Origin of the sequence: Pseudomonas savastanoi, from assembly GCF_020917325.1 — a bacterium.
Taxonomy (GTDB): domain Bacteria; phylum Pseudomonadota; class Gammaproteobacteria; order Pseudomonadales; family Pseudomonadaceae; genus Aquipseudomonas; species Aquipseudomonas amygdali.
The window spans coordinates 1,762,003-1,773,318 of sequence record NZ_CP076652.1; the positions used below are offsets into that span (position 1 = coordinate 1,762,003).

The window sequence follows — 11,316 nt, forward strand, 5'->3', positions numbered from 1 at the left end:
TCCGAGGGGCAGATAGTGCTTTCTATTTACAACACGCTCACCAAGAGCAAAGAAGTTTTCAAGCCGCTGGATGGCAACAAGGTGCGCATGTACGTCTGCGGGATGACCGTGTACGACTACTGCCACCTGGGCCATGGCCGCAGCATGGTGGCGTTCGATCTGGTGACGCGCTGGTTGCGCTTCAGCGGTTACGAGCTGACTTATGTGCGCAACATCACCGACATTGACGACAAGATCATCAATCGTGCACGTGACAACGGTGAGGCTTTCGACGCGCTGACTGCGCGCATGATCGACGCCATGCACGAGGACGAGGCGCGCCTCAACATCCTCAAGCCGGACATGGAGCCGCGTGCCACCGATCACATCGCTGGCATGCACGCCATGATCCAGACCCTGATCGACAAGGGCTATGCCTACGCGCCGGGTAACGGCGACGTGTATTACCGTGTCGGCAAGTTTCAGGGCTACGGCAAGCTGTCGCGCAAGAAGATCGAAGACCTGCGCATTGGTGCGCGGATCGAAGTGGACGAGTCCAAGGAAGACCCGCTGGACTTCGTGCTCTGGAAAGGCGTCAAGCCCGGCGAGCCGAGCTGGGAGTCGCCGTGGGGCGCAGGGCGTCCGGGCTGGCACATCGAATGCTCGGTCATGTCGACCTGCTGCCTGGGTGACACCTTCGATATTCATGGTGGCGGCAGCGATCTGGAGTTTCCGCACCATGAAAACGAAATCGCCCAGAGCGAGGCGGCCACTGGCAAGACCTACGCCAACGCCTGGTTGCACTGCGGCATGATCCGCATCAATGGCGAGAAGATGTCCAAGTCCTTGAACAACTTCTTCACCATTCGTGACGTGCTGGAGAAATACCATCCGGAAGTGGTGCGTTACCTGCTGGTGTCGAGCCACTACCGCAGCGCGATCAACTATTCCGAAGACAGCCTGCGTGAGTCGAAGGCGGCACTGGAGCGTTTCTATCACGCGCTCAAGGGCCTGCCGCTCGCCGAGCCTGCGGGTGGGGAAGCGTTCGTCGAGCGTTTCAGCACCGCCATGAACGACGACTTCGGTACGCCGGAAGCGTGTGCTGTACTGTTCGAGATGGTCCGTGAGATCAATCGTCTGCGTGAATCTGATGTCGCCGCAGCGGCGGGTCTGGCGGCGCGCTTGAAGCAACTGGCCAGCGTGCTGGGTGTCCTGCAACTGGAAGCCGACGACTTTTTGCGCGCTGGCGCGGAAGGGCGGGTCGATGCAGCGCAAGTGGAAGCGCTGATTCAGGCACGTCTGGCTGCACGCGCGGCGAAGGACTGGGCCGAATCCGATCGGATTCGCGACCAGATCACCGCCATGGGCGTACTGCTGGAAGACGGCAAGGGCGGCACGACCTGGCGCCTTGCGGACTGATCAAGCAAGGCGGCTAGTGACGCGGAGCATGTGAACGATAATGACCCGGAAGACTATCGTGCCCATGCTCCGCGTGGGCATGCTGTTCTGGACGCTCCGCGTCCGATCCTCGATGTACGGTCTGCCGAAAGCCAAAAACTAGACAATCCGCTGTTCCCGCAACCGCTTGTACAGCGTGTTGCGGCTTACGCCCAGGCGTTTTGCCAGCTGTGAAATATTTCCGCCAGCCGCTTGAAACAGTTGGCTCAGGTCTTCTGTCGTGTGAAGCCGCACGGTGGATTCCTGAGCCTTCACCAGCTCTCGGCAGTCCTCATCCATGCCCATATCCAGCAGAAAATCCTCCGGCAAGTGCTCGGTACTGATCGGCTGTTCATCTGCCAAAGCCAGCGCCACCTGAATCACGCTGTTGAGCTGACGAATGTTGCCCGGCCACGGGTGATGTTCGAATAGTTCGAGCACTTCTCTGGAAAAACCCGCCCGTTGATGAGCGTCGCGATGTCGCTCCCAGATACGCTGGATGAGTGCATGTTTGTCGGTGCGCTCGCGCAGTGCCGGGAGTTCGATGCTCAAGCCGCTGATCCGGTAATAAAGGTCCTGGCGAAATCGCCCCGTCTGAACCTGATCGCGCAGGCTGCGATTGGTGGCTGAAATCAGGCGTATGTCTACCGGATATAATTCACTGCTGCCCAACGGCTGAACGCAGCGTTCTTGCAGCACACGCAGCAACCGCGCCTGTACCGGCAGGGGCATGTCACCGACTTCATCCAGAAACAGCGTGCCTTTGTCGGCTTTGCGAATCAGGCCAATGCTGCCTTTTTGACTGGCACCGGTGAACGCCCCCCTTTCATAGCCAAATAGCTCGGCCTCGACCAGTTCGGCCGGGATCGCCGCGCAGTTGACAGCGATCAGCGGCTGAGTGGCGCGGCTACTGGCTTGATGCAGCGCTTTGACAAACACTTCCTTACCGACCCCGGTTTCCCCGTGGATCAGCAGCGGAATGTCTTTTTCCAGCAGCCGCTGCGCCTGACTCACGGCTTTCTCGATTTTTGCGTCACCCAGGCTGATCGCATCCAGGTCCAGGCTCCGCGGCGCGACAGGTGCCTGAACCGGCTGGACGCTGTGCAGCTTCAGCGGCTTGCGGGTCGGACGCTTGAGCAGACATTGAAAGCGATTGTTGCCAAACGCGTGCAGTGCAAACGGCCGCGCTTCTGTCTCGCTGAGCAGTTGCAGGATAGGGCACTTGAACAGCGTTTCGATACTGGCACCGGACGGCGGCGTCCCCAATAAATTGTCAGCGCGTCGATTGGCGCAAAGGATCTGGCCGCTTTCATCAAAAATCAGCAGGCCTGCCCATTGGCTGTCGAGATTGTTCAGGCCCGTATTGAAAATCAACTGATAGTGCGAGTCGCGGAACTGATCGAGGATCAGTCGGTTTTCCACCGACTGGCTCATCATTTTGACCATACCCAGCGTATGCGAGGGGGGCAGGAAACTGTCACTGGACACATCCAGCACGGCAATGATGCGTCGATCAGCATCGAAGATCGGTGAAGCCGAACCGGTCATGAAGCGATTGGCCTTGAGGAAATGCTCGTCCGGTTCAATGTGAATGGCCTGCTCACAGGCCAGTGCTGTGCCGATGGCATTGGTGCCGGTGCCCCGTTCGCTCCAGCTGGCACCAGCCATGAAGCCTTGTGCCTGGGAAGACTCGACGAAGCGTTGCGCGCCCCAGGATTTGAGCAACTGGCCTTGAGGGTCGGCCAGCAGAATCAGGCAATTGGAGTTGCTCAGAATGTTTTCGTAAACCGGCAGGACTTCCTGATGGGTGGTCTGCACCAGCCCGTGATGGCGCTCCAGCAGCCTGGAAACCTCAGCGCCCGGCAGTTGGCCGAATGAAGGACGCGTCTGATGGCTGAGACCGAAATCCCGGCAGCGCCTCCATGAATCCTGAATGATGATGTCGTGAACGAGCGAAGCGCTGGATTGAGACATGAGGATGCCTGCGAATATGACGTGTTGTTTTTGTTTTTAGGTCCCGTCGGCGTGACCATCCTTGCCCGCAACGTCCGTCCAGTGTCGTTCAGTTTTGTTCAAAGTCAATGTTCATTTTGTTCAAGTGTTCAGTGTTTACTGTTCATTATTGTTCAGCTGTGAAAGGGCTTTCGCCCCCTGAATACGGGGGAAGGCTCTGTTTCGCGGCTCGCAAGCAATCTGGCCGAACTGGCACGAATGTCGCTATCTGCAAACAGTCACGCATTCACCCTTAAGAAAAAAACAACAAAGGGCACGCCATGTCTCTCACGCTGGAGCACGTCAGTCGCGCGGTCGATGGTCAGGTCTGGATCGACGACGCTTCCCTGAGCTTTGAGCCAGGATCTTTCAACGTTCTGCTGGGGCGAACCCTGTCCGGCAAAACCAGCCTGATGCGCCTGATGGCCGGGCTGGACAAGCCGGACAGCGGGCGGGTGCTGATGAACGGGGTCGATGTTACAAATCGACCGGTTCGTCTGCGCAACGTCTCGATGGTTTATCAGCAGTTCATCAATTACCCAAGCATGACGGTGTTTGAAAACATTGCCTCGCCGCTGCGTCAGGCCGGTCTGTCCAAAGATGTGATCCACAGCCGGGTGCAGGAAACCGCGAAGATGTTGCGCATCGAAAAATTCCTGCAACGCCATCCCCTCGAACTGTCCGGTGGGCAGCAGCAGCGCACCGCTATGGCCAGAGCGCTGGTCAAGGACGCCGAACTGATCCTCTTCGATGAACCGCTGGTCAACCTCGATTACAAGCTGCGTGAAGAGCTGCGTCAGGAAATGCGCGAGCTGTTTGCAGCCCGCCATACCATCGCAATCTATGCCACTACCGAGCCCAATGAAGCGCTGGCGCTGGGTGGCACCACCACCATTCTGCATGAAGGGCGGGTGGTGCAGAGCGGCAAGACTCCCGAGGTCTATCACCGGCCGAGCACGGTATTGGCGGCCGAGTTGTTCTCTGAACCGCCGATCAACCTGATGCCGGGTCGAATAGACGGTAATGAGGTCAGCTTCGCCAACTTTGTGCATTTCCCGCTCAACGTCGACCTGCGGGCCGTCGGGGATGGTGAGTACCGCTTTGGTGTGCGCCCCAGCCATTTGAGCCTTGTGCCTTCCAACGATGATGATCTGGAGCTGGCGGTCACCGTCGAGCTGGCAGAAATCAGCGGCTCGGAAACCTTTCTGCATGTGCGCAACGAGCTGTTTTCACTGGTTTTGCACCTGCCGGGCGTGCATGCCTACGACGTTGACGCATCGATTCGGGTGTACATCCCGACTCACAAATTATTTGTATTCGATCAGCAGGGCGGCCTGATTCAGGCGCCGGGCCTGCGCATGGCGAGGGTTGCCTGATGGCCGAGATCCGCTTGCAGAACCTGGCGCACAGTTACAGCGCAAAGCCTGGTCCTGACGATTATGCAATTCGCGAGATGAGCCACATCTGGGAGCAGGGCGGGGCTTACGCGCTGCTCGGGCCGTCCGGCTGCGGCAAGTCAACGTTGCTCAATATTATTTCAGGGCTGCTCAGTCCCTCTCAAGGGCAAGTGCTGTTCGACTCGAAAGTGGTCAACGAACTGCCCCCGGAGCGTCGCAACATCGCTCAGGTTTTCCAGTTTCCAGTGATCTACGACACCATGACCGTGTTCGATAACCTGGCCTTTCCGTTGCGCAATCAGGGCCTGGACGAGGCGCGGATTCTCATCAAGGTCAATGAAATTGCCGATGTCCTGGACCTGCAGCCGCTGCTGAAAAAGAAAGCGCGCAACCTCAGCGCGGACGAAAAGCAGAAAGTCTCCATGGGTCGCGGGCTGGTGCGCGATGACGTGTCGGCGATCCTCTTCGACGAACCGCTGACCGTGATTGACCCGCACCTGAAGTGGAAGCTGCGGCGCAAGCTCAAGCAGATCCACGAGCAGTTCAATATCACCATGGTTTACGTCACCCACGATCAACTGGAGGCGTCGACTTTCGCCGACAAGATCGCCGTGATGTATGGCGGACAGATTGTGCAGTTCGGCACGCCGCGGGAGCTGTTTGAAAAGCCTTCGCACACCTTTGTCGGCTATTTCATCGGCAGCCCTGGCATGAACCTGATTGACGTTACGCCTCAACCGGGCGGTGTCGGTTTTGCCGACATTCATCTGCCGCTGCCTGAGTCGTTGCAGCAAAAGCTTGCCAGTACACCGTGGAAAAGCCTGAAAGTGGGCATTCGTCCAGAGTTCGTGCATGTCTGGGACGGGCCTTACGACGATGCGATGTGCGCTGACGTGACCTATGTGGAAGACCTTGGCACCTACAAGATCATTACCCTGAAACTGGCCGGGCAACTGCTCAAGGTTCGTTTGCAGGAAGACAAACCGGTGCCGCACGGTCAGGCCTGGATCAGCTTTCCAGGGCAATGGCTGATGCTCTATGCCGACGATTACCTGCTTGAAGCCGGCCCGGCCAGTGAGGTGTCCCATGCGTAAAGTGCAAAACAACAAAGCCTGGTGGCTGGTGATGCCGGTGTTTTTGCTGGTGGCATTCAGCGCGATTATCCCGATGATGACTGTGGTCAACTACTCGGTGCAGGACATCTTCGACCAGTCCAGCCGCTATTTTGTTGGTACTGACTGGTTCCGGCAGGTCTTGCAGGACCCGCGCCTGCACGATTCGCTGCTGCGCCAGTTCATTTACTCGGGTTGCGTGCTGCTGATCGAGATCCCGCTGGGTATCGCGATTGCCCTGACCATGCCCACCAAAGGCCGCTGGTCTTCGCTGTGCCTGATTGTGATGACCATTCCGTTGCTGATTCCGTGGAACGTGGTCGGTACCATTTGGCAGATCTTCGGCCGTGGCGATATCGGCTTGCTGGGTTACACGTTGAACAACGTGCTTGGCATCAACTACAACTACGCCGCCAATGCTTCGGATGCCTGGGTGACAGTGCTGGTCATCGACGTCTGGCACTGGACTTCGCTGGTGGCTTTGCTGTGCTATTCAGGGCTGCGAGCCATCCCGGATGTCTACTATCAGGCGGCGCGGATTGATCGTGCCTCCGGCTGGGCCATCTTCCGGCATATCCAGCTGCCGAAGATGAAAAGCGTGCTATTGATCGCGGTGATGCTGCGCTTCATGGACAGCTTCATGATCTACACCGAGCCGTTCGTGCTCACCGGTGGCGGTCCTGGCAACTCCACTACTTTCCTCAGTCAGACCCTGACCACCATGGCGCTCGGGCAGTTCGACCTGGGGCCTGCGGCGGCGTTCTCGCTGGTGTATTTCCTGATCATTCTGTTGGTGTCATGGGTGTTCTACACCGCCATGACTCACAGCGAAAAGAATTGAGGGGCTGGTCATGAGTCTGCGCAAAATCATACCGCTGTGGATTTACCTGTTGTTTCTGCTGGTGCCGATCTACTGGCTGATCAACATGTCGTTCAAGACCAATACCGAGATCCTCGGTGGCCTGACCCTGTGGCCGCAGGACTTTACCCTGGCCAACTACAAGGTGATTTTCACCGACGAAAGCTGGTACAGCGGTTATCTGAACTCGCTGTACTACGTGTGCCTCAATACCGTGATATCGCTGAGCGTTGCGCTTCCGGCAGCCTACGCGTTCTCTCGCTATCGTTTTCTCGGCGACAAGCACCTGTTCTTCTGGCTGCTGACCAATCGCATGGCACCACCGGCCGTGTTCCTGCTGCCGTTTTTCCAGCTCTACTCGTCCATTGGCCTGTTTGACACGCACATCGCCGTTGCACTGGCGCATTGCTTGTTCAACGTTCCGCTGGCGGTATGGATTCTGGAGGGCTTCATGTCCGGCGTTCCCAAGGAAATCGATGAAACGGCCTACATCGACGGTTATAGCTTTCCGAAGTTTTTCGTGAAGATTTTCATTCCGCTGATTGGCTCGGGTATCGGTGTTACCGCGTTTTTCTGCTTCATGTTCTCCTGGGTCGAGCTCCTGCTGGCGCGCACCCTGACATCGGTCAATGCCAAACCGATTGCTGCGGTAATGACTCGCACGGTCTCGGCGTCGGGTATCGATTGGGGAGTGCTGGCGGCGGCGGGGGTGTTGACTATCCTGCCGGGTATGCTGGTGATCTGGTTCGTTCGCAACCATGTGGTCAAGGGCTTTGCTCTTGGTCGTGTCTGAGGAGTCGAAAAAATGGAGTGGATGTCCTGGACACTGCCCACTGCGGCCTTTTTCATCAGCATCGCATTGCTTCTGGCGGGGATGACCGTATGGGAGTTGCGCTCGGCAAGTATCGAGCGCCGTGGTTTTCTGCCGATTGCCACCACGCGTGGCGACCGTTTGTTCATTGGGCTTCTGGGTAGCGCTTACCTGCATTTGCTGGTGATAGGCGCGACCGACTGGAGTGTCTGGATCGCTTCAGGGGCCTCCCTGGTGTGGCTGTTGGTGGTGATGCGTTGGGGTTAGAGGGCGGCCGGGCGCGATTGCCGGGGTGATCCGGTCGGCGATATTCGAAAAGCGGGACTACATAAAAGCAACATTGGAGATGACTATGTTCAATAAGAAAAACAAGCTGCAACATAGCGTGACGCTGGCGACCATGATGATGCTCAGCGGGTTGAGTGTTTCGGCGTGGGCAGATCAGTACGAAGATGCGGCGAAGAAGTGGGCGGCCAGTGAATTCAAGCCGAGTACGCTTTCCGATGCAGAACAGTTGAAAGAGCTGGAGTGGTTCATCAAGGCCGCCGAGCCGTTCCGTGGCATGGACATCAAGGTGGTGTCGGAAACCCTGACCACCCACGAGTACGAATCGAAAACCCTGGCCAAGGCCTTCACTGAAATCACTGGTATCAAAGTCACCCATGACCTGCTGCAAGAGGGTGATGTGATCGAAAAACTGCAAACCGCCATGCAGTCGGACAAAAGTATTTACGACGGCTGGGTCAACGACTCGGACCTGATCGGGACACACTTCCGCTACGGCAAGGCACTGTCGCTGACCGACCTGATGGCCAGTCCGGAAGGCAGCAAGGTCACCTCGCCGACTCTGGACCTGAAAGACTTCATCGGCACCTCGTTCACCACCGCGCCGGACGGCAAGCTTTACCAGCTGCCTGATCAGCAATTCGCCAACCTGTACTGGTTCCGTGCCGACTGGTTCGAACGTCCCGACCTGAAAAAGAAGTTCAAGGACAAGTACGGCTATGAGCTGGGCGTCCCGGTCAACTGGTCTGCCTACGAAGACATTGCCAAATTCTTCAGCGAAGACGTCAAGGAGATCGACGGCAAGAAAGTCTTCGGGCACATGGATTACGGCAAGAAGGACCCGTCGCTGGGCTGGCGCTTCACCGATGCCTGGTTCTCCATGGCTGGCAGCGGCGACAAGGGCTTGCCTAACGGTCTGCCTGTGGACGAGTGGGGCATCCGCGTCGAGGATTGCCACCCGGTCGGCTCCAGCATTACCCGCGGTGGCGACACCAACGGGCCGGCAGCGGTGTTCGCGACTCAGAAATACATCGACTGGCTGAAAGCCTACGCACCGCCTGAAGCTGCGGGTATGACCTTTTCGGAGTCCGGTCCGGTTCCGTCGCAGGGTAACGTCGCGCAACAGATCTTCTGGTACACCGCCTTTACTGCCGACATGACCAAGCCGGGCCTGTCGGTCATGAACGCCGATGGCACGCCGAAATGGCGCATGGCCCCGTCACCCAAAGGGCCGTACTGGAAAGAAGGCATGAAGCTCGGTTACCAGGACGTGGGCTCATGGACCTTCTTGAAGTCTTCCGACGAGAAGAAGCGCCTGGCGGCCTGGCTGTATGCGCAGTTCGTGACCTCGAAAAGTGTTTCGCTGAAGAAAACCATTGTCGGTCTGACGCCGATTCGCGAGTCGGACATCAATTCCAAGGAGATGACCGCTCTGGCACCCAAGCTGGGAGGTCTGGTGGAGTTCTATCGCAGCCCGGCCCGCGTTCAATGGTCGCCTACCGGCACCAACGTGCCTGACTATCCGAAGCTGGCACAACTGTGGTGGAGCCATGTGGCCGAGGCGGTCACTGGCGAGAAGACTGCGCAGGATGCCCTCAACGGTCTGGCCAAGGACCAGGATGCCATCATGACGCGCATCGAACGTTCCAAGGTTCAGGAAGCCAGCAAGTGTGCGCCGAAGATGAATCCGGAAACCACTGCGGAAGCCTGGTACAAGAAGGCCGAAGAGAGCAACGGCAAGTTCCTCGCGCCACAGCGCAAACTGGCCAACGAGAAACCCAAGGGTGAAACCATCGCCTACGCTGACCTGCTGAAAAGCTGGGAGGCTGGCAAGAAGTAAGGTTTTGTCGAGGTAAAAAAAACGGCACCTTGAAGGTGCCGTTTTTTATTGCTGCAGGCTGATCAGCCGTGCAGGGTTTCTGCGGCGTACAGCGTGTTTTCCAGCAGGCAGGCGCGGGTCATGGGGCCAACGCCGCCCGGAACCGGAGTGATCCAGCCGGCGCGGGGCAGGGCGGTCTCGTAAACCACGTCGCCTACCAGCTTGCCGTCTTCCTGGCGATTGATGCCGACATCGATGACGATGGCACCTGGCTTGATCCATTCGCCTTTGACAAGGCCTGGCTTGCCGGCGGCAACCACCACCAGATCGGCACGACCTACATGGCCTGCCAGATCCTTGGTGAAACGGTGGGTCACGGTGACCGTGCAGCCCGCCAGCAGCAATTCCATGGCCATGGGGCGGCCGACAATGTTCGACGCGCCAACCACCACAGCATCCAGACCGTACAGATCGACTCCGGTGCTTTCCAGCAGGGTAATGATCCCTTTGGGTGTGCACGGTCGCAGCAGGGGAATGCGCTGGGCCAGACGCCCAACGTTATAAGGATGGAAACCGTCCACGTCCTTGTCCGGGCGAATGCGCTCCAGCAGCAGCGAAGCATCGAGGTGCGCAGGCAAGGGCAGTTGCAGCAGGATGCCGTCGACAGCGGCATCCTCGTTGAGGCGGTCGATCAGATCGGTCAGTGCGGTCTGAGTGGTCTCAGCGGGCAAGTCGTAGGCCTGGGAGATAAAGCCGACTTCCTCGCAGTCCTTGCGCTTGTGAGAGACATAGACCTGAGAGGCAGGGTCGCTGCCGACCAGAATCACCGCAAGGCCCGGCGTGCGCAGACCTTGCTGGCTACGTTCGGCGACACGTTTGGCGATCTGCTGGCGCAGGCTGGCGGCGATCGCCTTGCCGTCGATTAGTTTTGCAGTCATGACGCGTGATTAACCATCGAGAGGAAATAAAATGAGCGCGCATTCTCGCATGACATGGCGCGAGGGCAAAGGCGCATGCTGTGGATATTCCGCTAACTCCTTTATCTAGCTGAATTTTTTTCAAAAAAAGGTTGACGACCCCAGGGGCCGTCTATAAGATTCGTCGCACTTGCCGGGCAGAGCCCAGCACTGGTTAAGCTAGCACTGGTTGATTAGGTCAGGCAGAGTTGCAAATCAGCTCGGTGTGATTGAAAGCCTTTTAGTTTGTTCTCGCAAGAATACAAATTATATAAGTGCCCGTAGCTCAGCTGGATAGAGCATCCGCCTTCTAAGCGGATGGTCGCAGGTTCGAGTCCTGCCGGGTGCGCCATTCAAGGCAGCTTTGGCACAGCAAGTAAGTTGTATCGTCACGCGCAATATGGTGGGCGTAGCTCAGTTGGTAGAGCACAGGATTGTGACTCCTGCGGTCGTGGGTTCGAACCCCATCGTCCACCCCATATTAAGAAGGGCGCCAGATTCATAGTCTGGCGCCTTTGCTTTAAAAGTCTGAAATGCGGATGTGGTGGAATTGGTAGACACACTGGATTTAGGTTCCAGCGCCGCAAGGTGTGAGAGTTCGAGTCTCTCCGTCCGCACCAGGATAACTGTAGTCGAGTGCTAACGCTTCGGTTGCAAAAGCTACAAAAA

Annotated in this window: 9 protein-coding genes and 3 tRNA genes; 10 read left to right on the top strand and 2 right to left on the bottom strand. The window is 57.7% G+C overall.

The features are described from left to right. Positions 1 to 15: 15 nt before the first annotated feature. Complete coding sequence (gene cysS / locus KP808_RS07860; protein WP_230018826.1) at positions 16 to 1,398, top strand: cysteine--tRNA ligase; 1,383 nt, start codon at positions 16 to 18, stop codon at positions 1,396 to 1,398. Positions 1,399 to 1,536: 138 nt separating this feature from the next. Here the strand turns inward: cysS and KP808_RS07865 are convergent, their stop codons facing one another. Continuing rightward, positions 1,537 to 3,390: a sigma-54-dependent Fis family transcriptional regulator gene (locus KP808_RS07865; RefSeq protein ID WP_122258263.1), complete on the bottom strand. Its 1,854-nt coding sequence runs from the start codon at positions 3,388 to 3,390 to the stop codon at positions 1,537 to 1,539. A 299-nt stretch (positions 3,391 to 3,689) separates the two neighbouring features. On the opposite strand from KP808_RS07865, the gene KP808_RS07870 reads away from it, so the two are divergent. The 6 genes from KP808_RS07870 (at position 3,690) to KP808_RS07895 (ending at position 9,712) form a co-directional block, all read left to right on the top strand. After that, positions 3,690 to 4,784, top strand: a complete 1,095-nt coding sequence (locus KP808_RS07870; RefSeq protein ID WP_002552727.1) for an ABC transporter ATP-binding protein — start codon at positions 3,690 to 3,692, stop codon at positions 4,782 to 4,784. Then, positions 4,784 to 5,899, top strand: coding sequence for an ABC transporter ATP-binding protein (locus KP808_RS07875; RefSeq protein WP_005733169.1), 1,116 nt, complete (start codon positions 4,784 to 4,786; stop codon positions 5,897 to 5,899). Before KP808_RS07870 ends, KP808_RS07875 begins: the two co-directional genes overlap by 1 nt. Then, positions 5,892 to 6,758 carry a carbohydrate ABC transporter permease gene (locus KP808_RS07880; RefSeq protein ID WP_002552729.1) on the top strand — a complete coding sequence of 289 codons (867 nt, stop codon included), beginning with the start codon at positions 5,892 to 5,894 and terminating at the stop codon, positions 6,756 to 6,758. Before KP808_RS07875 ends, KP808_RS07880 begins: the two co-directional genes overlap by 8 nt. A gap of 10 nt (positions 6,759 to 6,768) precedes the next feature. Next, entirely contained in the window at positions 6,769 to 7,569 is an 801-nt protein-coding gene (locus KP808_RS07885; protein ID WP_003315280.1) for a carbohydrate ABC transporter permease, read from the top strand. Between the two features lie 12 nt (positions 7,570 to 7,581). After that, positions 7,582 to 7,854 (top strand): DUF2160 domain-containing protein, encoded by a 273-nt coding sequence (locus KP808_RS07890; protein WP_002552730.1) that lies wholly within the window; start codon positions 7,582 to 7,584, stop codon positions 7,852 to 7,854. Between the two features lie 85 nt (positions 7,855 to 7,939). Continuing rightward, positions 7,940 to 9,712: an ABC transporter substrate-binding protein gene (locus tag KP808_RS07895; protein ID WP_230017991.1), complete on the top strand. Its 1,773-nt coding sequence runs from the start codon at positions 7,940 to 7,942 to the stop codon at positions 9,710 to 9,712. Between the two features lie 62 nt (positions 9,713 to 9,774). Here KP808_RS07895 and folD read toward each other — a convergent pair whose 3' ends face one another. Further along, on the bottom strand, positions 9,775 to 10,629 hold the full coding sequence (gene folD, locus KP808_RS07900; protein WP_230017993.1) for a bifunctional methylenetetrahydrofolate dehydrogenase/methenyltetrahydrofolate cyclohydrolase FolD: 855 nt from the start codon (positions 10,627 to 10,629) through the stop codon (positions 9,775 to 9,777). Between the two features lie 293 nt (positions 10,630 to 10,922). On the opposite strand from folD, the gene KP808_RS07905 reads away from it, so the two are divergent. From KP808_RS07905 to KP808_RS07915, 3 genes are all read left to right on the top strand, one after another. Next, positions 10,923 to 10,999: transfer RNA gene (locus tag KP808_RS07905), tRNA-Arg, on the top strand. Positions 11,000 to 11,050: 51 nt separating this feature from the next. Beyond that, positions 11,051 to 11,126: transfer RNA gene (locus tag KP808_RS07910), tRNA-His, on the top strand. A gap of 56 nt (positions 11,127 to 11,182) precedes the next feature. Then, positions 11,183 to 11,267: transfer RNA gene (locus KP808_RS07915), tRNA-Leu, on the top strand. The last annotated feature ends 49 nt before the right edge of the window (positions 11,268 to 11,316 follow it).

Bases quoted from the DNA above. Each gene is read 5' to 3' on its own strand.
- KP808_RS07895 (WP_230017991.1), top strand. From the start codon at position 7,940: ATGTTCAATAAGAAAAACAAGCTGCAACATAGCGTGACGCTGGCGACC.
- folD (WP_230017993.1), bottom strand. From the start codon at position 10,629: ATGACTGCAAAACTAATCGACGGCAAGGCGATCGCCGCCAGCCTGCGC.
- KP808_RS07875 (WP_005733169.1), top strand. From the start codon at position 4,784: ATGGCCGAGATCCGCTTGCAGAACCTGGCGCACAGTTACAGCGCAAAG.
- KP808_RS07890 (WP_002552730.1), top strand. From the start codon at position 7,582: ATGGAGTGGATGTCCTGGACACTGCCCACTGCGGCCTTTTTCATCAGC.
- KP808_RS07880 (WP_002552729.1), top strand. From the start codon at position 5,892: ATGCGTAAAGTGCAAAACAACAAAGCCTGGTGGCTGGTGATGCCGGTG.
- KP808_RS07865 (WP_122258263.1), bottom strand. From the start codon at position 3,390: ATGTCTCAATCCAGCGCTTCGCTCGTTCACGACATCATCATTCAGGAT.
- KP808_RS07885 (WP_003315280.1), top strand. From the start codon at position 6,769: ATGAGTCTGCGCAAAATCATACCGCTGTGGATTTACCTGTTGTTTCTG.
- KP808_RS07870 (WP_002552727.1), top strand. From the start codon at position 3,690: ATGTCTCTCACGCTGGAGCACGTCAGTCGCGCGGTCGATGGTCAGGTC.